20 protein-coding genes are annotated in these 22,682 nt (G+C 42.6%); 19 read left to right on the forward strand and 1 reads right to left on the reverse strand.

From position 1 onward, the window contains the following. Window positions 1-237: 237 nt before the first annotated feature. Complete coding sequence (locus tag JXR81_00045; protein ID MBN2753230.1) at window positions 238-1,605, reverse strand: MATE family efflux transporter; 1,368 nt, start codon at window positions 1,603-1,605, stop codon at window positions 238-240. Between the two features lie 146 nt (window positions 1,606-1,751). Here JXR81_00045 and JXR81_00050 point away from each other — a divergent pair, with 146 nt between their 5' ends. The 19 genes from JXR81_00050 to JXR81_00140 all read left to right on the forward strand — a co-directional run bounded on the left by JXR81_00050 (window position 1,752) and on the right by JXR81_00140 (window position 22,679). Then, a complete protein-coding gene (locus JXR81_00050) occupies window positions 1,752-2,264 on the forward strand; it encodes a manganese efflux pump (GenBank protein MBN2753231.1) in 513 nt (170 codons plus the stop codon). A gap of 271 nt (window positions 2,265-2,535) precedes the next feature. Continuing rightward, window positions 2,536-3,027, forward strand: a complete 492-nt coding sequence (locus JXR81_00055) for a DUF177 domain-containing protein (GenBank protein MBN2753232.1) — start codon at window positions 2,536-2,538, stop codon at window positions 3,025-3,027. Window positions 3,028-3,086: 59 nt separating this feature from the next. Next, the gene (gene rpmF / locus JXR81_00060; GenBank protein MBN2753233.1) at window positions 3,087-3,272 is read left to right on the forward strand and encodes a 50S ribosomal protein L32; all 186 of its coding nucleotides are present in this window, start codon (window positions 3,087-3,089) and stop codon (window positions 3,270-3,272) included. A 39-nt stretch (window positions 3,273-3,311) separates the two neighbouring features. After that, window positions 3,312-4,328 carry a phosphate acyltransferase PlsX gene (gene plsX / locus JXR81_00065; GenBank protein ID MBN2753234.1) on the forward strand — a complete coding sequence of 339 codons (1,017 nt, stop codon included), beginning with the start codon at window positions 3,312-3,314 and terminating at the stop codon, window positions 4,326-4,328. Continuing rightward, a complete protein-coding gene (locus tag JXR81_00070) occupies window positions 4,321-5,307 on the forward strand; it encodes a ketoacyl-ACP synthase III (protein ID MBN2753235.1) in 987 nt (328 codons plus the stop codon). The genes plsX and JXR81_00070 overlap by 8 nt, the downstream gene beginning before the upstream one ends. 21 nt (window positions 5,308-5,328) lie before the next feature. Continuing rightward, window positions 5,329-6,252: an ACP S-malonyltransferase gene (gene fabD, locus JXR81_00075; GenBank protein ID MBN2753236.1), complete on the forward strand. Its 924-nt coding sequence runs from the start codon at window positions 5,329-5,331 to the stop codon at window positions 6,250-6,252. Window positions 6,253-6,280: 28 nt separating this feature from the next. Then, window positions 6,281-7,024: a 3-oxoacyl-[acyl-carrier-protein] reductase gene (fabG, locus tag JXR81_00080; protein MBN2753237.1), complete on the forward strand. Its 744-nt coding sequence runs from the start codon at window positions 6,281-6,283 to the stop codon at window positions 7,022-7,024. Between the two features lie 184 nt (window positions 7,025-7,208). Next, entirely contained in the window at window positions 7,209-7,454 is a 246-nt protein-coding gene (gene acpP, locus JXR81_00085) for an acyl carrier protein (protein MBN2753238.1), read from the forward strand. Between the two features lie 29 nt (window positions 7,455-7,483). After that, window positions 7,484-8,728, forward strand: a complete 1,245-nt coding sequence (fabF, locus tag JXR81_00090; GenBank protein MBN2753239.1) for a beta-ketoacyl-ACP synthase II — start codon at window positions 7,484-7,486, stop codon at window positions 8,726-8,728. Window positions 8,729-8,733: 5 nt separating this feature from the next. Then, window positions 8,734-9,420, forward strand: a complete 687-nt coding sequence (rnc, locus tag JXR81_00095) for a ribonuclease III (protein MBN2753240.1) — start codon at window positions 8,734-8,736, stop codon at window positions 9,418-9,420. Then, on the forward strand, window positions 9,417-10,592 hold the full coding sequence (locus tag JXR81_00100) for an acyl-CoA dehydrogenase family protein (GenBank protein ID MBN2753241.1): 1,176 nt from the start codon (window positions 9,417-9,419) through the stop codon (window positions 10,590-10,592). Before rnc ends, JXR81_00100 begins: the two co-directional genes overlap by 4 nt. Before the next feature lie 71 nt (window positions 10,593-10,663). Further along, window positions 10,664-11,455 (forward strand): electron transfer flavoprotein subunit beta/FixA family protein, encoded by a 792-nt coding sequence (locus tag JXR81_00105; protein ID MBN2753242.1) that lies wholly within the window; start codon window positions 10,664-10,666, stop codon window positions 11,453-11,455. A 13-nt stretch (window positions 11,456-11,468) separates the two neighbouring features. Then, window positions 11,469-12,473: an electron transfer flavoprotein subunit alpha/FixB family protein gene (locus tag JXR81_00110; GenBank protein MBN2753243.1), complete on the forward strand. Its 1,005-nt coding sequence runs from the start codon at window positions 11,469-11,471 to the stop codon at window positions 12,471-12,473. 222 nt (window positions 12,474-12,695) lie between these two features. Beyond that, entirely contained in the window at window positions 12,696-13,721 is a 1,026-nt protein-coding gene (gene rlmN, locus JXR81_00115; GenBank protein MBN2753244.1) for a 23S rRNA (adenine(2503)-C(2))-methyltransferase RlmN, read from the forward strand. A gap of 12 nt (window positions 13,722-13,733) precedes the next feature. After that, on the forward strand, window positions 13,734-15,008 hold the full coding sequence (locus JXR81_00120) for an MFS transporter (GenBank protein ID MBN2753245.1): 1,275 nt from the start codon (window positions 13,734-13,736) through the stop codon (window positions 15,006-15,008). Between the two features lie 75 nt (window positions 15,009-15,083). Continuing rightward, window positions 15,084-17,144, forward strand: coding sequence for a PAS domain S-box protein (locus JXR81_00125; GenBank protein ID MBN2753246.1), 2,061 nt, complete (start codon window positions 15,084-15,086; stop codon window positions 17,142-17,144). Between the two features lie 89 nt (window positions 17,145-17,233). Then, complete coding sequence (locus tag JXR81_00130) at window positions 17,234-18,115, forward strand: substrate-binding domain-containing protein (protein ID MBN2753247.1); 882 nt, start codon at window positions 17,234-17,236, stop codon at window positions 18,113-18,115. A 166-nt stretch (window positions 18,116-18,281) separates the two neighbouring features. Then, the gene (locus tag JXR81_00135; protein ID MBN2753248.1) at window positions 18,282-21,065 is read left to right on the forward strand and encodes a pyruvate, phosphate dikinase; all 2,784 of its coding nucleotides are present in this window, start codon (window positions 18,282-18,284) and stop codon (window positions 21,063-21,065) included. A 147-nt stretch (window positions 21,066-21,212) separates the two neighbouring features. Beyond that, entirely contained in the window at window positions 21,213-22,679 is a 1,467-nt protein-coding gene (locus JXR81_00140) for a fused MFS/spermidine synthase (GenBank protein MBN2753249.1), read from the forward strand. Window positions 22,680-22,682: the final 3 nt, after the last annotated feature.

A 22,682-nucleotide genomic window follows, 5' to 3' on the forward strand; every position in this document is an offset into this window, starting at 1 on the left:
AACCTGTCAGCTGTAACCTGTAACTTGTAACCTGTCAGCTGTAACCTGTAACTTGTAACCTGTCAGCTGTAACCTGTAACTTGTAACTTGTAACCTGTAACCTGTAACTTGTAACTTGTAACTTGTAACTTGTAACCTGTAACCTGTCAGCTGTAACCTGTAACTTGTAACCTGTCAGCTGTAACCTGTAACTTGTCAGCTGTAACCTGTAACTTGTAACCTGTAACTTGTCAGCTGTTAAATTTCCCTTGAATATGGTTTTAACTTTTCACGGTTTTTCCAGCGGCCGCTTTTGTAATACCAGTAATTTAATAGAGCGCCAAGATAAGCGCTTGCCGTAATTCCAATCCAGACACCCCGTTCATCCATGCCTGCTTTATCCAGCAGCACCCACGACAGCCCCACGCGTAAAGCGATCAAAGTTATAAACGCGAACAGCGTGGACGGCAGCGTATCGCCTGACCCGCGCACGATACCCTGAAACGCGAACATAACGGCGTAGGCAAAATACGTAAGGGTGATATATTTAAAGTATACGGCGCCATGAGAAATAACAGCTGCATCAACTGTAAAGACAGCCGTAATTTGATGCGGGAAAAGGTTGATGACCGCAAAGGCGGCTGCCGCGAAAGCAAGCGATAAAATGGTAACCCAAAGCGCAACTTCGCGTATTAATTCCTCTTTTTTTGCGCCAATTGCCTGAGCCGTAAAAGATGAAGCCGCGGCGCCAAGTGACATGGCAGGAATGAATGAAAACTGGTCTATTCTTAAGCCTATTCCGTACGCGGCAATTATTCCGGGCCCGAACCTGTTTACAAAAGAGATTACCGCGATTGCGCTGACAGAAACAATAACCATCTGAAAGGTTACGGGGATACCAATTGTGAACATCTTTTTTATAATGCTGTAATTAAGCTGAAATTTCCATTTAAGAATGTTAAAAATGACGTTTTTCCTTGCCAGATAAAAAAAGGAAATTAAGGTGGTAGCGGCCCCTGATATTACGGTGGCTGCGGCGGAACCGGCTATTTTTAATTCCGGAAAAATCCACCATCCTTTTATAAGCAGGGGGGCAAGTATAATATTTAATGCCACGTAGATGCAGGAGAATATAAGCGGGGTTTTTGAATCGCCCAGGCCGCGCAGTATTCCGGCAAACCAGTTCTGGGTAAACATAAAAATAAGGCCGCTAAAAATTATAATCAGAAAAGTATGCGCGTCTTTTATTATGGCGGCGGGCGTGCCAAGAAATTTAAGCATGGGCATGGCAAGTGCTGTACCTAAAACCGTGATAAACAGGCATAAAGAAAAAATCGTAATAAATGAATTTGACATTATTTTTGAGACGAATTCCATGTCGTCCATTCCATATGCCTGGCCTATCATTATCACGGTGGACACGGAAAGCCCTATTATAAGCGATATAAGAAAAAACATCACAGGCATTGAAGATGACACCGCGGCAAGGGCGTCGGGGCCTAAAAGCCTTCCCACCCAGAAAGCGTCTATGGCGCTGTATAAAGACTGAAGCAGGTCGCCGGCCATAATGGGCCAGGAATATATAAAAAGATTTTTAAGTACATTTCCTTCGGTCAGATTTTTCATAAATACTCCTTAGTTAAAGTCAGCAGGTATTTTAATATTAAAGCGCCGTATTATCAATAAGATTACTGTGGTATAATTCTAAAAAAATTCAGGAGGAATTTTAATTGGAGCTGTCGCTTATAATAATTACGGCGGTGGGGCTGGCAATGGACTGTTTTGCTGTTTCGCTGTCCGCCGGCACATGCAGGGTAAAAGTTAAAACGCCAATTCTGCTGAAGATGGCTTTAATGTTCGGTATTTTTCAGGCGGGAATGACGCTTATCGGCTGGCTTGTTGGAAGCGCTTTTGCCGGTATTATAGAAGCATTTGCCCATTGGATAGCTTTTAGCCTTCTTCTGGCGGTGGGGGGCAAAATGATTGCGGAAGCTTTAAAAAAAGAGGAAGATAAAACGGGTTTAAACTATTGCAGCGTCCGGATACTGCTGCTGCTTTCGGTAGCCACAAGTATTGACGCGCTTGCGGTGGGAGTAAGTTTTTCCATCCTTAAAGCAGGGTTGGCGCTTCCTGTTATTATTATAGGGCTGGCATCATTTATTTTTTCAATCGCAGGAGGTCTTATAGGAAGAAAAACAGGCGAGATGTTAGGTAATAAAGCGGAAATATTCGGCGGGATTATACTTATTGGTATTGGAATAAAGATTCTTATTGAACACCTTTAAATGGAATATCTTAATTATTGATTTAAATAATTAGATATTTTTTTGTTTCATAATGAGAAATTTTTCACTAAGAACTCTCTTTTATTGATAAAAACTGTTGACAACACAAAGGCATAGTTTTATAATTACGCGCTGTATTTTATAAGTATTTATAGTTAAAAGATGTCAGCGTGATATTGAAAGGCACAAAAAGCATTTTTGTGTTACAGGAATAGTATTTTCTATTTTTACTGTTATTTACAAATGCTTTTAAAAAAGAGGTTATAAAATAATGTTAAAAATTAATCTGTCATCGTTTTCGGTAAGGCAGGAATTAAGTTTTGACCTTACGAAAGATGACATTTCATTGGATGATTCAGCTGTACTTGAAGGGCCGCTGCATCTTGAACTGGCGCTTACCAAGGATTCTGATACAGCCATTATTGTTGAAGGCAGCCTTAAAGGCAGGCTTGCAATGTCCTGTTCGCGCTGTTTAAAAGATATAATTCAGGATATTGAAGGCGAATTTGTAACTATTTTTAAAGAGAAAAGCCGCATGAATGACGAAGACAGGGAAAGCGATGTTCTTGAATATAAGGATAATGAACTTGATTTAACGGATTTTATACGGCAGACGGTGCTTATTGAAGCTCCTATTAAGCCGGTTTGTGACGAAAACTGTCTTGGTTTATGCCCGGTATGCGGCAAAAACCGCAATGAAGGCGATTGTGGGCATAAACAGGAGATTAAATTCAATCCGTTTGGCGGGCTTGACATTAAATAAAACCGCGGCATCAGCCTGCGGATTTATAAAAAGAAATAATTTTACAGGAGGAACAGAAAGTGGCAAATTTAACGTGGAGAACTTCAAAGTCTAAAACAAGGTCAAGAAAAGCGGCTAACATGAAATTAAGCCAGAATATCAACCTCACGGAATGCCCCAACTGCCATGCAAAAAAAGAGCAGCACAGGGTATGCAAAAGCTGCGGCCATTACAACGGCAAAGAAGTTATTAGCTCCGAAGAATAGTCCTGATACTCAAAAATCGGTTATGAGGTGAGGCAAAACGTGCGCATTGTTCTGGATGCAATGGGCGGGGATAATGCCCCGCAGGTAGAGGTTAACGGCACTGTTGAAGCTATAAAAAAGAATCGCGACCTTAATGTCATACTTGTCGGTAAAAAGGAAGAAATTGAAAAATACCTTAACACGTATAAATTAAGCGAAAAAGAACGCGCGCGCATTGAAATTGTAAACGCAAATGAAGTAATTACAATGGCGGATGAACCGGCAAAAGCATTTAAACAGAAGCAGGACTCTTCAATGATAGTAGGCGCCAAACTGGTAAAAGACGGCAGGGCAGATGCTTTTGTTTCAGCCGGCAATACCGGCGCGATGCTTGTTACGTCACTGCTTACAATAGGCAGGATACCCGGTGTTATAAGGCCGGCAATTTTAGTTCCTATGCCTTCTAAAAGCGGAACCACAGCTGTACTTGACGCCGGCGCCAATGTGGACTGCAAACCAATTCATCTGGCGCAGTTTGCCATAATGGGAAGTATTTATGCGTCGCACATATTTAAAATAAATAATCCCCGCGTTGGCGTAATGAGCGTTGGCGAAGAAGAAGGCAAGGGAAATGAACTTACAATTGAAGCGAAAGAAATTATAAAAAAACTTAATCTTAATTTTAAAGGCAATGTGGAAGGGCGTGACGTGTTTAACGGCAACGCCGATGTTGTTGTCTGCGACGGTTTTGTGGGCAATATAATACTTAAAGTTGGGGAAGGCGCGGGAGTGCTTTTGGTAAGCGAAATAAAAGCCGGCGCAAAAAAGAGCCTGCTTACCATAATCGGCGGCCTGCTTATGAAAAAAGTTTTTAAACAGGTGAAGGACAGGATAAATCCCGATGCTTACGGCGGCGCGCCGCTTCTTGGTATACAAAAACCGGTAATAATATCGCACGGCAGCGCGGGAGTGGAAGGGATTAAAAACGCGCTGATAGTCGCGTATGAATTTGTGGACGGGCATATAAACGAAGAAATTGAAAGGGAAGTGAAAAAAATGGAGGCAAAGAGTGAATAAACGGGCTGCCATACTTGGAACGGGTTATTATGTTCCGGAAACAATACGTACAAATAAAGATATAGAAAAGATGCTTGATACCACGGATGAATGGATTACTTCTATGACAGGAATAAAAGAGAGAAGGCTGGCGGATAAAGATCAGCCCACTTCTTTTCTTGCCGCGAAAGCGGCGGAAAAAGCGCTTGTAAACGCGGGTATAAAAAAAGAAGAAATTGATTTTGTGATAGTTGCCACTGTTACAGGGGATTATGTATGGCCTTCAACCGCCAATGTTGTTGTTAACAGGCTTGGAATTAACGGAGTTCCGTCACTTGATGTGTCCGCGGCGTGTTCCGGATTTATTTACGGGCTTTCTGTGGCAAGGGCTTATGTGGAATCCGGAATGTATAAAAATATTCTGCTAATAGGAGCGGAAGAATTCGCAAAGATTTCTGACTGGACAGACAGAAAAACGTGCGTGCTTTTTGGCGACGGTGCGGGAGCGGTTATTGTCGGACAGGCAGAAACTGAAAGCCAGGGCATACTTTCAACGTATCTTGGTTCGGATGGTTCAAAAGCCCAGTTTTTACTTCAGCCGGGCGGAGGGACAGCAAATCCTTTTAGTCAGGAAGTTCTTGATAAAAAAATGCAGTATGTATATATGGAAGGAAAAGAAGTGTTTAAACACGCTGTGGTTAAGATGACTTCTTCAATAGAAATTGCCATGGAAAAAGCAAATGTAACTCCGGAACAGGTTGATTACTTTATATTTCATCAGGCAAATAAAAGGATCATTGACTCAATAGCACAGAGGTTTGAAGTGCCTGAACAAAAACTTATTGTTAATATACATAAATACGCCAATACGTCCGCGGCTACAATTCCAATAGCGCTGGCCGAAGCGGTTGAAGAAGGTAAAATAAAAAAAGGCGATCTGCTTGGTTTTTCCGCGCTTGGCGCGGGTTTCACATGGGGCGGCGCCGTTGTCAGGTTATAATTTAATGGAAAAAGAGGCCATATAATGTCAACAGCATTGGTTTTTCCGGGTCAGGGTTCGCAGTATGTAGGTATGGGTTTCGCGTTCAGCGAACACAATGAAAGGGCTAATTCTATTTTTGCCATGGCAAGGGAAACATGCGGCAGGGAACTTCTGGACGCTATGTTTTTAGGCCCTGAAGAAACACTTAAAAAAACGGATTTTACGCAGCCCGCGATTCTGACTGTAAGCGTGGCTATATACGAAGCAATTAAAGACAGTGTTAAACCGGTTTTTTTCGCGGGTCACAGCCTTGGCGAATATTCCGCTTTATGCTGCGCCGGCGCAATGGATTTTAAAACAGCGGTTGAAATGGTAAAATTAAGGGGTTCGCTTATGCAGGAAGCTTCCGGCAAAGCTGCAAGCGGCATGGCGGCGGTACTTGGGCTGGATGTTGAAAATATAAAATTACTGTGCGAAAAAGTAAAACCGGCAGGCGATATGTCGCTTGCAAATATTAATTGTCCCGGACAGATAGTGGTGTCAGGTGATTCAGCCGCAATAGACGCGGGAGAAGCGGCCGCAAAGGAACTTGGCGCAAAAAGGTATATTAAACTGGCTGTGGCAGGCGCTTTTCATTCGCGGTTTATGCAGAGCGCGGCTGACGGTATGGCTGAAAATATGGCTTCTTTTAACATGAAAGATACGGCAGTCCCGGTAATTTCAAATGTGACAGCGCAGGCTGTGACGAAGGCTGAAGAAATTAAAAAACTTCTTGTAAGGCAGATTGTGTCGCCGGTTCGGTGGATTGAATCGGTTGAATACATGAAAGCGCAGGGAGTGGATACTTTTATAGAGTGCGGGCCCGGTGCTGTATTATCCGGACTGATTAAAAAGATAGATAAAAATTTAAAAATAATAAATATTGAAAAACCTGATGACCTTTTAAAACTGCAGGAAATCTAAGAATTAAAAATTGTTAACGGAGGTAAAAATGGGATTACTGAACGGAAAGATAGCACTTGTAACAGGCGGAGCTCAGGGAATAGGCGAAACCATTGCGGCAACACTTGCGCGTGAAGGCGCGTCAGTTGCTGTTCTTGATGTAAATCTTGAAAAAGCGTCAGCTACAGCCGCGAAGTTAAAAGAATTTGGAGTTGATTCGGAAGCTTATAAATGTGATGTGTCAAATGTGGCGGAAGTTGAAGAAACTGTGAACAAAGTAATTGACAAATTTAAGCGCATTGATATACTTGTCAACAATGCGGGTATTACAAGGGACAATCTTTTAATAAGGATGACCGAACAGGAATGGGACCTTGTAATTGCAATTAACCTGAAAGGTACTTTTAATTTTACCAAAGCTGTAGGAAAAATAATGATGAAGCAGAGAGCGGGCGCGATAATTAATATTTCGTCCGTTATAGGGCTTATGGGGAATGCCGGGCAGACAAATTACGCGGCTACTAAAGCCGGTGTTATTGGAATAACAAAAAGTGTTGCCAAAGAACTTGGTTCAAGAAATGTAAGGGTAAACGCGGTTTGTCCCGGATACATTAATACGGCAATGACTGATAAATTGACTGAAGAAGTTAAAAATGCCATGATACAGATAATTCCTGCGAAGAAAATGGGTGAAACCCAGGACGTGGCAAACGCGGTATTGTTCCTTGCATCAGACCTGTCTTCATATGTGACGGGAGAAACAATAAGAGTAGACGGCGGAATGGCAATGTAAAATTTTATTTTGGCTTTCAGCCAAAATAAAATTTTTATAGCCCGTCGCCATTTAACTGTATGGCGAAGCGGTATGAGAACTTGGATGCAATCTAAGGCAAGTCTGACAGGACGCAGCCGAAGCTGAAATTAAACAAAGATTTCAAATAAAAAGAAAGTAAAACAAATTCAAGGAGGAAACAGAAATGGCAGACGAAAAGACAATTGAAGAAAGAGTGAAGGACGTTATCGTAGCACAGCTTGGTGTTGACGCAGCGGAAGTTAAACCGGAAGCATCGTTTATTGATGACCTTGGTGCGGATTCACTTGATACCGTGGAGCTTGTAATGGCGCTTGAAGAAGAATTCGGCGTAGAGATCCCGGATGAAGACGCGGAAAAGATCAAAACAGTAGGCGAAGCCACAGACAGCATTAAGTCAAAGCTGGGCTAAACTTCAAGTAATAAAAAAAGAGGTCAATAATGGAAAAGAAAAGAGTTGTCATTACCGGCATGGGTGTGCTTACCCCGGTTGGGAACAACGTAAAAGATACCTGGGATGCGGTGCTTGCAGGTAAAAGCGGCATTGGCCTTATTACCCAGTTTGATGTTACGGCTTATCCCACAAAGATTGCCGGAGAAATTAAAAATTTTGATGCATCAGAGGTCATGGAAAAAAAAGAAATCAGAAGGACGCCCGGTTTTATTCAGTATGCTTTAAAAGCAGCTAAAGAAGCCGTGGAAATGTCGGGCCTTGAAAATGCGTCAATTAATAAAGACAGAGTGGCTGTAATTGTGGGCTCGGGAATCGGCGGCATTTCCGTAATGGAAGAGCAGTACAAGATTCTTATTGAAAAAGGTCCATCCAGAGTTTCCCCTTTCTTTATTCCGATGATGATTATTAACATGGCAGCAGCCTATATATCCATGCGTTACGGTTATCGCGGCCCTAATTACGGTATTGTGACCGCGTGCGCGTCAGGAACGCATGCTTTTGGAGAAGGCGCAAAAATGATTATCCGCGGCGACGCGGATGTGGCGGTAGTCGGCGGAGTGGAAAGTTCGGTTGGCCCTTTGGGGCTTGCCGGTTTTTGTTCTGCGAAATCACTGTCTCAGCGTAATGACGATCCTGCAACTGCTTCAAGGCCGTTTGACAAAGACCGTGACGGTTTTGTAATGGCGGATGGCGCCGGAATTCTTGTGCTTGAAACGCTGGAGCATGCTAAAGCGCGCGGTGCAAACATCATTGCGGAATACGCGGGTTACGGCGCTTCTGATGACGCTTACCATATGGTGGCGCCGCCGGAAGACGGCGCGGGCGGAATTCTTTGCATGAAGAACGCCCTTGCAGATGCCGGTATTAAGCCGGAACAGGTTGATTACATCAATGCCCACGGCACTTCAACAAACTTGAATGATAAAACAGAATCAAAAATCATCAGACAGGTTTTTGGAGAACATGCAAATAAGGTTATGATAAGTTCCACTAAATCAATGACCGGGCATATGCTGGGAGCCACAGGCGCGGTTGAAGCCGTTATGTGCGCTTTGTCATGCAAATACGATGTGGTGCATCCGACTATCAATCAGTTTACCACAGATCCTGAATGCGGGCTTGATTACGTTCCTAATGTAAAAAGGGAAGCGGTTGTCAATTATGCGGCTTCAAATTCGCTGGGTTTTGGCGGACACAACGCAACAATCGTAATAAAAAAATATAAAGAATAAAAATTATGTTAAAAGAAAGCATTATTGAAGATTATCTTGACAAGAACGGGCTTTTGAATCAAAAGCCCGTTCTTGAAGCTTTAACGCACAAGTCGGCCGAAGGCCCTCATTACGAAAGGCTTGAATTTCTGGGCGATTCGGTTCTTGGTTTATGCGTTTCAGATTACCTTTACAGCGAAATGTCAGACACGGATGTCGGGGCCATTTCAAAGATCAAAGGCTATCTGGTAAGCAAGGATGTTCTTTACAAGATAGCGGCGGATAATAACCTTATTAAACATATTGTTTTTGGAAGCGCGCTGACAAAGAAAGATATTAAAAATAATAAAAAAATAATGAGCGACGTAATAGAATCGCTTATAGGCGCCATATACCTGTTAAAAGGTTTTGAAGAAGTAAATGAATTCATAATGAATATTTATAAGGATGAATTTAAAAATATAGGCACAAAAAAAGACCTTGGCGATTATAAGTCAGAACTTCAGATGAAGATACTTTCAAAAGGAACAAGGCTTCCGGAATACGCGGTGGTAAACGCTGAAGGCCAGGAGCACAAAAAAACTTTTTACGTTGAAGTTTCCCTGGATTCCGGGGTTATAGGCAAAGGAAAAGGAAAAACAATAAAGGAAGCCGAACAGGCGGCCGCTAAAAAGGCGCTGGGCTCACCAAAAATCAAGGAGGCAAAGAAGTGAATTATTTTCTCTCGGATGAAGAACAGATGATTGTGGAAACAAGCCGTGAACTTGCGGTTAAAAAGGTAAAACCGGTAAGGGAACATTATGACGAAGCCGGAATTTTTCCGTGGGACATAGTAAAAGAAATGGCAAATCTTGGACTTTGCGGCTTATACATTCCGGAAGAGTACGGCGGAATGTCAGGCGAAGGAAGCAAGGGAATAATGCAGCTTGTATTGTGCGTTGAAGAAATGTCAAAAATTTGCGGCGGCATATCGCTTGCAATGGCGGCATCAGCGCTGGGAACATTCCCGATTCTGTTGGGAGCCACAGCGGAACAGAAAAAGAAATATCTTCCGGATATTGCTTCCGGTAAAAAGCTTGCTGCATTCGGCCTTACAGAAGCAGGCGCCGGTTCGGACGCGGGAGCTATGAGAACCACAGCGGTTAAAAAAGGAAATAAATATGTAATAAACGGCACAAAACAGTGGATTACAAACGGCAGCGAAGCAGAGACCTATACTGTTTTTGCAATAACAGATAAATCCAAAGGCACCAGGGGCTGCTCCTGCTTCATAGTTGAAAAAGGTACACCCGGATTCACATTTGGAAAGAAAGAAAATAAGATGGGTATCAGGGCTTCGGCCACCACAGAACTTATTTTTCAGGACTGCGAAGTACCGGAGGAAAATCTTGTCGGCGGAAAAGAAGGCATGGGCTTCATACACGCGGTAGGAACGCTTAACCATTCAAGGCCGGGAGTTGCGGCGCAGGCGCTTGGTATTGCAGCAGGCGCTCTTGATGAAGCTCTGGCTTATTCCAGGCAGAGGGAGCAGTTTGGCACAAAAATATCCTCTTTCCAGGCTGTTCAGCATATGCTTGCCAATATGGCGGTTGAAGTTGAAGCGGCAAGGGGCCTTATCTATAATGTAGCCCGCGGGGTTGATAAGGGCGCGGTAGATTTTGCAAAGGATTCGGCTATGTGCAAATATTACGCGTCAGAAGTGGCAATGAGGGTTACGACAAATGCGGTTCAGGTATTCGGCGGATACGGATACATGAAAGAATATCCCGTTGAAAAAATGATGAGAGACGCAAAAATAACACAGATATATGAAGGCACCAGCCAGATACAGTTAAACGAAATAGCCGCAAAGCTTATTAAAGAACACGCGATGAAGAAAAAATAATAAAGACCGGCTTTTGTCTGATGCTAAACCGCGTTTGACTGCCGGCCGGGATAATTTACCAGGAGGAAAATATGAAAATTGTTGTATGTGTTAAACAGGTTCCGGATACCACAAATATTAAAGTTGATCCGGAAACAGGCACGTTAAAAAGGGAAACTGCCGGAACTGTAATGAATCCTTTTGACATGTATGCTATTGAAGAAGGTTTAAGGCTTAAAGAAAAGCTTGGCGGTACGGTTACTGTTGTTTCAATGGGCCTTCCTATGGCAAAAGAAATGTTAAAGATAGCAATAGGCATGGGCGCGGATGAAGCCGTGCTGTTATCAGACAGAAGGCTTGCGGGTTCAGACACATGGGCCACTTCTTACGCGCTTGCAAAGGTATGCGAAAAACTTGGCTATGATGTAATTCTTTTTGGCAAGCAGGCTGTAGACGGCGACACGGCACAGGTAGGTCCTTCCACCGCTGCGTATCTTAATGTTCCGCAGATTACATGGGTAAAAAAGATAAGGGAAATAAATGAAAAAGAGATAATTGCCGAAAGGCTTATGGAAGACGGTACGGATGTTGTAAAAGCATCGCTTCCTGTAGTGCTTACGGTTGTAAAGGAAATAAATGAACCAAGGCTTGAATCCCTTAAGGGCAAAATGAGGGCCAAGAAATATGAAGTGCCCACATGGACGCTTGATGATATCAACGGAGACGAGGCAATGGTGGGCGTAAAGAATTCGCCGACAAGGGTTAACAAATCCTGGACGCCTGTCAGGGAATTTGGCAAGGCGGAATTAATTACCGGCGCTGACGCAGCCGAGACTGCAGACAAGCTCTATGTTAAGTTAAAAGAGCTTGGCTTCATTAAATAAGGAGCTGATGAAAATGGCCAACAAAGACGATTTCAGGGGAGTATGGATTGTAGCGGAACAGCGCAACAATCAGCTGCATAAAGTAAGTTTTGAACTTCTTGGCAAGGGCCGCGAACTGGCTGACAAGCTTGGAGTGAAATTATCAGCTGTAATTATGGGCGACAAAGTTCAGGAACTTGCAAAAGAGCTTGTCGCATACGGCGCTGATACGGTATATGTCGCGGACAACCCCAAACTTGCGCATTTTAATGATGAACTTTACACGGAAGTTGTAACAGAACTTGCCAATAAACACAAACCGGAAATTATCATAACCGGGGCGACCGCTATAGGCAGGGCGTTTTTTCCGCGCGTTTCCATAAAGCTTAACGCGGGTTTGACGGCTGACTGCACGGATTTTGAACTTGATATGGAAAACAGAAACCTTCTGCAGGTAAGGCCCGCTTTTGGCGGAAGCCTTATGGCAAAGATTATGACGCCTGAAAAAAGGCCTCAGATGTCCACTGCCAGGTATAAAGTCTTTAAAGCGCTTGCAAAAGATGACGGCAGAAAAGGCGAAATAGTGGATGCGGGCGTAAACGTGGACGCGTTCCAGGCAAAGTCGCAGTTTATGGAATTTATTCCTGAAGTTGAAACAACCATAAATATCGCGGAAGCCGACATGATTGTGTCGGGCGGGCGCGGTATCGGCGGAGCAGATAATTTTAAAGTTGTAAAAGAATTTGCGGGCGCAATGGGATGCGCTGTAGGCGCTTCAAGGGCGGCGGTAGATTCAGGATGGATTCCTTACAGCCATCAGGTTGGCCAGACAGGAAAAACAGTTTCACCCAAACTTTATATGGCGCTTGGCATATCCGGCGCTGTTCAGCACCTTGCAGGAATGCAGAGTTCGGATATTATCGTGGCGATAAATAAAGACGCGGAAGCCCCTATATTTTCAGTTGCAAAAGTGGGAGTTGTAGGCGATATATTCCAGATAATACCGGCGCTTACGGAAAGAATTAAAAAAGGCTGTTAAAAGCCTGCTATAATCAAAGGCCGTGGAGAAATCCACGGCCTTTTGCATTTTTAGCATTATTTATAGATTATATTTCTTTCTGGAATTTGTGCTGGTAGCCGCGTCTTTTAGAGTGCGTTGTTTTTATTTGTTAAAGTAGAGACGCAATACATTGCGTCTAAGGTTTTAATGTTTAACAGTCAATGATTATAAGATGTTTATGAAAATGTTTCAGGGGTAAAAATGGAAAAAACAGACCTTCGCAATTACACCAGGGATGAACTTGAAGCAATTGTTAAATCACTTGGCGGAAATAAAAATGATTCAGCGTCATTATTTGAATGTTTATACAGATTAAAGGCAAAAACTTTCAATGATATAAAAGGGGTTAATCTAAAGGTTTTAAAACTTATAGAATCAGATTATACATTAAGCCCTTTAAAAGTAAGTGCTAAACAGGAATCAGGGAAAGATAAAACCATAAAAATGCTGCTTGCGCTCCCCGACGGCAAAAAAATAGAAACGGTCATTATCCCAAGCAATCACGGATACTCCGCATGCGTTTCATCACAGGCAGGGTGTGCCTGCGGGTGCGCTTTCTGTGCCACGGGCAAAATTGGTTTTAAAAGAGATTTAACTGCCGCGGAGATAATAGGGCAGTTTATGGCGGCGGAACAGGCGTCCGGCGTAAAAATTAACAATATTATTTTTATGGGTATGGGAGAGCCGTTTTTAAACTATGAGAATCTGATAAAAAGCATACATATTCTGACTGACCATAAAGGGTTTGCTTTTCCGCAGACTAAGATAACCGTATCCACTTGCGGCATTGCGCCAAAAATAAAAGTGCTTGCGGATTCCGGGTTAAGGGTGAATCTTGCTGTTTCAATTGTCACGGCAGATGCAAAGCAAAGAAGCAAATTAATGCCGGTTAATAAAAAATATCCGCTTGCAGAAGTGATAAAAGCCGTCAAATATTACAATCAAAAGAGTAAAAGGCAGGTCTTTTTTGAATATATAATGTTTGATGGCGTTAATGATAAGGCTGAAGATGCAGAAAAACTTTATGAATTAATTAAGGATATAGACTGTAAAGTAAACCTTATTGTTTATAACAAAGTTAAAGGCGGGGAGTTTTCACCTTCACGGGACGAAAAGGCAAAAGCGTTCCAGAAGATACTTGTAGATAAGGGAATAAGGACTTATCAGCGCCGGGAAAAAGGCGCGGACATCTTAGCCGCCTGCGGGCAGCTTGCAGGGGAAACATAAGATGGGAATGATATGAACAGGCTAAAAACAGCTTTCAGGGCTTTCAAATACAGGAATTACCGCTTGTTTTTTACGGGGCAGGGTTTGTCCGCTTTGGGCGGTATGATGCAGCAGATGGCGCAAAGCTGGCTTGTTTACCGTATTACCGATTCGCCGCTTATGCTTGGTATAGTGGCGTTTGCGGGTCAGGTGCCGTCGTTCCTGCTTACTCCGGCCGCGGGCATTGCAAGCGACAGGCATGATAAAAGAAAGATTATTCTTATAGCGGATATAGTTCAGATGGCGGCGGCTTTTATCTTCGCGGCGCTTATATTCGTGGATTTGATTATGCCGTGGCATATAGTTGTATTAAGTGTAATTACAGGTTCGGCGGCAGCCTTTGAAATGACCACAAGGCACTCTTTTGTCCCTCAGATGGTGGAAGATAAGAACGATCTTGGAAACGCCATTGCCCTCAACTCTGTTATGTTTAATTCGGCGCGCCTGCTGGGGCCTGCGCTTGCCGGAGTTATTGTGGCATTTGCCGGCGAAGGTATCTGTTTTCTTATAAACGGAATAAGTTTTACTGCTGTAATATCCGCGCTGCTAATGATGAACATAAAAAAACATGTATATACCGCCCACAAAAGCCCATTGAAAGAACTTAAAGAAGGTTTTAAATATGTTACTGAATCTGTACCGCTTAAAAGTATAATTATTCTTATGGCATCCGTAAGCCTGACCGGTTCGGGTGTTACAATACTTCTGCCGGTATTTGCCCGTGACATACTTCACGGCGATTCAATGACATACGGATTTTTGACCGGTGCGGTTGGATTAGGCGCTTTAACAGGGGCGCTTGGCATGGCTTCAAAGAAAACTTTGAAAGGGTTATCCGCTCTTATGGCCTTGGCGGTTATAGTTTTTGGCGCAGGGCTCTTTCTGGCATCATTTGCGGGTAATCTTATTATAGCTATGGGGCTTTTACTCTTCGTGGGCGTGGGGACAATGCTTCATATGGCAGCGTCAAATACAATAATACAGACAGTTGCGGATGACGATAAGCGCGGCAGGGTTATAAGTTTTTATATTCTTTCATTCTCGGGATTTCTTCCCCTTGGCAGCCTTGTCGCGGGCTGGCTTGCCAAAATATTCGGAGTAAGGCAGGTTATTGCGGGCGGCGGTATTTTAACGGCGTTTGCGGGATTAATATTATTGTTTTTTCTTTCTGAAATACGTCAAAACCTGCGTTCTGTTTATATAAAAAAAGGGATAATACCGTCCGAAACTGTCGTTGAAATTAAATAAAATTGACTTATTTTAACGGCGGGGTTAAAATAAATATGTGAGATTTTTAAAAGGAAAAAGTATCAAGGAGGGTTTATGTTTGAACTGTTAAAAAAAAAGGCAAATAAAATTTTTTATAATAGTTCAAAAAATGAGAATCTTAACGGGGAAGAAACCCTTCTTTTAAGCAAATTTCGCGGCGATATCTGGAAAATGTCAAATGATTTTACTTTATCCGAAGACCGTCTTATAGAAGAACTAATTTCCCGTATCGGCGGTTTTTTTGACACGGAAAGGTGTGTTTTCAGCAGGATAAAAGGGGATAAAATTTATGCTGATATAGAATATAAGCATAACCGGGTTAAGGGGGCGTCTAAGGGTTTTGCTGTACCGCTGGAACTGATAGAAAAACTTGGAGTTGATCTGCAGCGCACCGTTACACTTGAAGATATGATGGACGCTATAAGCGGCCCTAAAATGAATTTTCTAAAACCCGTTATTCAGGCTCTTATTGCTGTTATCGGTGATGAGCCTTCTTTGTCAACTCCTGTAAAGATAAACGGCAGGTTATTTGGTTTTATAACAATGCGGTTTTTCAATTCAAAAATTGAAATGTACACAAAAAACGTAAAAGACGTTATAACAGACGCGGCAAATATTATTGCGCTTGCAATTGAACGAAGGCGTGCCGAGGAAAAATTCAGGGTATCTTTTGATCTTAATCCGGACGCGATGATAATTACAAATGCCGCGGATGGTTCGATTATTGACGTCAATAATGGTTTTGTCAGTATCAGCGGTTATGATAAAAATGAGGTTATAGGCAGAAATCCATTTGAGTTTGAGCTGCTGGAGAGAAATAAAAAAAGGTCCGAAATAGCCGAAACGGCACGTAAAGAAGGCCCTATAAACTCGGGAGAAATTAAATGTTTAACAAAGGCGGGGGCTCCTATTTTTTGTCTTTTTTCTTCCAGGACAATTAATCTTGACGGTGAAAAGTGCAATCTTACTGTAGTAAAGGATATTTCTGACAGGAAAGAAATGGAAACTAAACTGGCCGCAAGCGAGGAAAAGTTCAGGGTGGCGTTTAATACAAGCCCGGATGCCATAAACTTAAACAGGTTAAGCGACGGTTTATATGTTGAAATAAACGAAGGTTTTACAAAATTAACGGGGTATTCAAAAAAAGAAATAGAAGGAAAAACATCCGTTGAAATAAATATCTGGAATGATATAAGTGACAGGGAAAAACTTCTGGCTGCTTTGAAAGGACAGGGTTTTATGGAGAATCTGGAAGCTAAATTCAGGCTGAAAGACGGAGGGGTAAAGACCGGCCTTATGTCCGCCAGAATTATCAATATGTATAATGAACCGCACATTATTTCCGTAACAAAGGATATAACCGAAAGAAAAATAACGGAAGAAAAAATTATTAACACATCGGAAAAATTGAAAGAAGCTGTGGAATACCTTGAAAGGACAAACGCGGAGCTGGAAAGATTCGCTTATGTGGCTTCCCACGACCTGCAGGAGCCTTTAAGGATGGTATCAAATTACGCGCAGCTGCTGGCGAAAAAGTATAAAGGCAGTCTTGGCAGTGACGCGGACGACTATATAGGTTATATGACATCCGGCGTGCAGCGGATGAAGTCTCTGATAAACGATATTCTTGTTTTTTCCCGCGTTGGTTACGGGGAACCGCAGATAGAAACGGTGGATTTTAATGAGCTTGTTAACCAGGTGGCTGAAACGCTTAAGGATAAAGCAGCCTCTTTAAACGCGGATATAGAAATAGGACAGCTTCCTGTCTTGAAATGTATAAGAAGTGAAATGTTTCAGGTATTTCAGAATTTAATCGCCAATTCTCTGAAGTTCACGGCTGCAGGCAGAAAACCGCATATAGAAATAACAGCAAAAAAGAACGGCGCGGAATATACCTTCTGCGTTTCAGACAATGGAATAGGAATAGCGCCGCAGTATTTTAATAAGATATTTGTTATTTTTGAAAGGCTTCATACAAAAGATGAATTTGAAGGTACGGGGATAGGCCTTTCAATCTGTAAAAAAGTAATAGAAAACCACGGTGGCAGAATCTGGGTGGAATCTGAAGCGGGCCAAGGGGCATCCTTTTTCTTTGTATTACCGGAGAAGGATTAATAATTCATATAGCTGAAAGCCCGCAAGGTTGCTTGCAATATCTTTCATATCCGGGTATAGTATAAATTGAGATTAAAAAAGAGGGGAATATGAATAAGAAAACGGGCGCGAAAATAAAATCAAAGGCCGCATTCAATACAATTGCTTTTATCAGCGGAAGGATGGGTTCTGTATTTAATTCCACGGTGGCTAAAGGTATTGAAAATCATATTGCGCGCTTAGGCGGCGGAAAAAAATCAATTCTTTATCATCTGCCAAGGGACAGTTCGGCCGAGGCCTGCAGCGCTGAAATTATTGATGTGATAAAACAGGGTGAAGCGGACGGGTTAATTTGTCTTAGTTTTACACCCACTGACAGCGCCGTACGCAAAATAATAAAGAGCAAAATTCCCGCTGTCTTTATTGAAAGAAAAATTAAAGGGCTTCATTCGGTTAAAGTGGATAATTTTAAGGGGGGATATACGGCTGGTGAATACCTTGCAAAAAGAGGGTATAAAAAGGCCGGCCTGATAATTGACCCCCAGTGCCGTGATGAAAAATCCGCTTCGTATGAGAGGCTGATGGGTTTTAAAAGCGCGCTGGATTTTTACGGGATAAAACCTGTAAAAGGCGCGGCGGTAACGGCGTGCAGGCACAGCATTGAATGCGGCAGGGATGTATTTGAAGAGTTTGAAGGCAGGCTGAAAGGTCTTGATTCTGTATTTTCCGTAGCCGGCGACCTTGTCGCGATTGGTTTTATGATGGAAGCAAAGGCCGGCGGGATAAGGTTTCCAAAAGATATCGCGCTGATAGGTTATGACGGAGTGGAAGCCGCAAAAGCTGTTACGCCTGTGCTTACGACGATAAAGCAGCCGATAGAAACAATGGGTATGGAAGCAGTTGAAATAATTAACGGATGTTTAAAAGGCGGTTTAGAAGGTGAAAAGCATATTGATATTGATACGGAAATGGCGGAAGGCGGTACTGTTTAAAGGCCGGGGAATTCAATAAAACCTTGTTTTTAATGGTAAAAATACATTCTAAAACTATTGAAACAAAAAACCCGTTGTGATATGATTATACCGTTTTAAATTTCACAATTACATTACCTGATTAAGCTTTTTAAGCGTTTCAGGAAATCAAAAGGAGGAAGTAGAAATGGCCAAAGCGAAGAAATCTGCAGCAAAGAAGCCGGCCGGAAAAGCCAAAAAGTATGTTTATTTTTTTGGCAATGGAAAGGCTGACGGCGAAGGACACCAGAAGGCGTTACTTGGAGGAAAAGGAGCAGGTCTTGCGGAAATGACAAAAGCAGGCGTGCCTGTACCCCCGGGATTTACTATCACAACAGAAGTCTGCAATCTATATTATGAAGTGGGAAGAAAAATCCCTGATGCTGTTGAAAAAGAAATGCTTATGCACGTTGACAAACTTGAAAAGTCAACAGGCAAAAAATTTGGCGGGGAAAATCCGCTTTTAGTTTCAGTACGTTCAGGCGCTAAATTTTCCATGCCGGGAATGATGGATACAATTTTAAACCTGGGATTAAATGACAACTCCGTATTATCCCTTATCAAGCAGACAAAAAATGAAAGGTTTGCTTATGACAGCTACAGAAGGTTCATAATGATGTTTTCTGACGTTGCTATGGATGTTCCAAAGAATAAATTCGAGCACTTATTTGAAGAAGCAAAGCATAAAAAAGGCGTTAAACTTGATACGGAACTTGATTCAAAAGATTTAAGAGAAATCTGTGAAAGGTTTAAAGAACTTTTCAAGAAAGAAAAAGGAATGGATTTTCCTCAGGATCCGCTTGAACAGTTAAGGCTTGCAAGAAACGCGGTTTTTAATTCCTGGATGAATGACAGGGCTATATATTACAGAAAACAGAATGACATTCCTCATGACCTTGGCACGGCAGTTAACGTGCAGTCTATGGTATTCGGAAATATGGGAAATGATTCAGGAACAGGTGTTGGTTTCACAAGGAACCCCGCTACCGGAGAAAACGTATTCTACGGCGAATACCTTATCAACGCGCAGGGTGAAGACGTGGTTGCGGGCGTAAGGACACCACAGCCTATTGCATCGCTTGAAAAAGATATGCCTGAAGTTTACAAACAGTTAAGGCAGATAACTTCAAAACTTGAAAAGCATTACAGGGATATTCAGGATTTTGAATTCACGATTGAAAAAGGAAAACTTTTCATGCTTCAGACCCGTTCCGGAAAAAGGACGGCTAAAGCGGCTGTAAGAATAGCGGTGGAAATGGTCGGAGAAAAACTTATCTCAAAAGAAGAAGCGGTTTTAAGGGTATCCCCGGCATCGCTTGACCAGCTTTTACACCCTGTATTTGACCCTAAAGCGGAACTTCAGATAATAGCCAAAGGGCTTCCGGCATCACCGGGCGCAGCAACAGGCAAAGCGGTATTTACGGCAAATGAAGCTGTTGAATGGGACGAGAAGGGCGAACATACAATTCTTGTAAGGCAGGAAACATGTCCGGATGATATTCACGGAATGGACGCTGCAAACGGAATTCTTACGGCACGCGGCGGAATGACATCGCACGCTGCGGTTGTAGCGCGCTCTATGGGTAAATGCTGCGTTGCAGGCTGCGAAGATATAAAGGTTGACGAACATTCCAAGACCATGACCACAAAATCCGGCTTAGTTATTAAAGAAGGGGACTGGATTTCAATTGACGGTTCCACAGGAAAAGTTATTAAGGGAAAAGTGCCTACAGTTGAACCTAAACTTGAAGGCGAATTTGGCACGTTTATGAAATGGGCTGATGCATACAGAACATTAACGGTACGCGCTAACGCGGACGTTCCAAGGGACGGAAAAGTAGCAAGGGAATTTGGAGCTGAAGGTATAGGCCTTTGCCGCACGGAACATATGTTCTTTGACGCGGACAGATTGCCTCACATGCAGGCAATGATTCTTGCAACAGATGAAGCGGGACGCAGAAAAGCGCTTGAAAAGCTTCTTCCTATGCAGCGCAGCGACTTTAAGGGGCTTTTTGAATCCATGGAAGGGTTTGGCGTAACAGTAAGGCTTCTTGATCCGCCTCTTCATGAATTCCTGCCTAAAAGGGAAGAGTTAATGGTTGATATCGCCAAAGCGGAAGCTTCAGGCAAAACCACCATTGAATCAGAAGGATTAAAGAAAGCGCTGGAACTTATCAAGACAAACGGCACAGAGCTTGAAAAAGCAAAAATGCTGCTTTCCCGCGTTGAAGAACTTCATGAATTTAACCCGATGCTTGGACACAGGGGATGCCGTCTTGGAATCACTTACCCTGAAATAACAGAAATGCAGGCAACAGCCATATTTGAAGCGGCAGCGGAACTTATCAAAGCCGGTAAAAAGGTTGTTCCTGAAGTAATGGTACCGCTTGTTGGAAATGTAAAGGAATTCAAGGATCAGAAGGTAATCATTGACAACATGGCAAAGAAAGTAATTAAGGAAAAAGGCGTTAAGATGCAGTATATGGTCGGAACAATGATTGAAGTTCCAAGGGCTGCTGTTACGGCTGATAAGATTGCCGCAGAAGCGGAATTCTTCTCATTTGGAACAAACGACCTTACACAGACAGCGCTTGGCTTCAGCCGCGATGACGCGGGTAAGTTCACAAAGGCGTACATTGACAAGTTTATCTTTGAAAAGGACCCCTTCCAGACTCTTGATCAGGACGGCGTAGGCCTTCTTATGATAGATGCGGTAACCAAAGGAAAAGCCACAAGGCCCGGCATTAAGCTTGGTATCTGCGGCGAACACGGCGGAGACCCGGCATCTGTTGAATTCTGCCACAAAATCGGATTAAGCTACGTTTCATGCTCGCCTTACAGGGTTCCAATCGCAAGGCTTGCAGCTGCACAGGCCGGTATTAATTTTCCTGCTAAGAAAGCCGCGGCAAAGAAAACAGCAAAGAAGAAATAAGATAAATTTCATGTATTAAAAAAAGGCGGGGCCGTAAGGCTCCGCCTTTTTTGTTATAAAGAGATACGCTTTGAGCAGGGTGTTTTTAACGGGAAATCCCTTTTAAAAGCTCTGCAGAGGCTAAATAAGGGTATTACGGAGGCAGTAATGATAAAAAAGCCTGACGGTAAGATAATTTTATACATTAATTCATTTATTGCCGGCGCGGCAACGCTTATTATTGAAATCGCGGGGACAAGAATAATGGCGCCTTTTTTTGGGACAACGGTCTTTACATGGTCTGCTTTGATAGGGATAACGCTTCTTTCCCTTGCGGCGGGATATTACGCCGGCGGTTTATATTCGGAAAAAGAAAGAAATTATACATCGGTCTATTCTGTCACTTTGCTGGCTTCATTGCTTACCGCTTTTATGATTATTTATAAAAATCCGGTTTTGCAGTTTGCGGATTTTATGGGGGCAAAAGCAGGGGTTATTTTTGCTTCCGCCGCGCTGTTTACACCGTGTTTGTTTCTTTTTGGCGCGGTATCGCCGCTTTCGGTAAAATACGCTTCGTCTGAACTTGGCGCGGGAAAATCAGCAGGTTATATTTTTGCCGTTTCAACCGCGGGAAGTTTTCTGGGCGCAATTTCCGCCGGTTACTGGCTGATACCTCAGCTGGGGATAAAAACGGTTTTTATAATATGCGCTGTGCTGCCTGCATTAACCGGTTTTGCGGGATTGTTAAGCCTTAAACAAAGTATTAAAACTTTTGTTATGATTTTCTTTGTAATGTGCGTTATGTTAATTATTCACCTTAACGTTTCGGGCGCTTATTACGGTAAAAACGCAAAAGTGCTTTTTGAAAAAGAAAATCACTTTGGGAAAATTATTGTTTTTGATACAAAGGCAAAGACGCGGATTCTTATGGTGGACGGCACTATACAGATGTATTATGACCTTGTTAAAAACGAACCTGCCGCAGGCTATATAAATAACCTGGAAAAAGCCGCGGAATTTGGGGACAAAAAAAGCACGGCATTAATTGTGGGCGCCGGTGCCGGAGCCCTGACCGTAAAGCTTGAAAGCAGGGGGATAAAAACGGATAATATTGAAATTGACAGGGATATTGCCTATATTGCAGATAAATTTTTTGGCAATAAGGTAAAATTTATTATTGAAGACGGCAGAAGGTACATAAGAAAATGCGGAAAAAAATATGATCTGGTATTTTTTGACGTATTTAAGGGTTATTCCATCTGTCCTTATATGGCGACAAAAGAAGCTTTTCAGGAGGCAAAAGCCGTATTAAATAAAGGCGGGATTCTGTCAATGAACATGGTGGCTGAAGCTCCAAAGGGAAGCATATACGGGGAATCGGTAGCCGCGGTTTATTCCACTTTAAGTTCGGTTTTTGATACTGTCAAATTTGATTTTAACGCGCAGGGAGATTTTGCCAATTATGTTTTCTACGCGTCAGACAGTGATTTTTATCCTGGAAATTTAACAGAACCAATACCGGGCGGCGTTGTCTTAACGGATGATAAAAATAATATGGAAAATATATATTCTGCCGTGGTTGCAAAATGGAGAGACACCAACAGGCAGATTCTTGGTATAAGGTTTATGCTTTAATAT

It is taken from the genome of Candidatus Goldiibacteriota bacterium (genome assembly GCA_016937715.1).
In the GTDB taxonomy this organism is placed as follows: domain Bacteria; phylum Oederibacteriota; class PGYV01; order PGYV01; family PGYV01; genus PGYV01.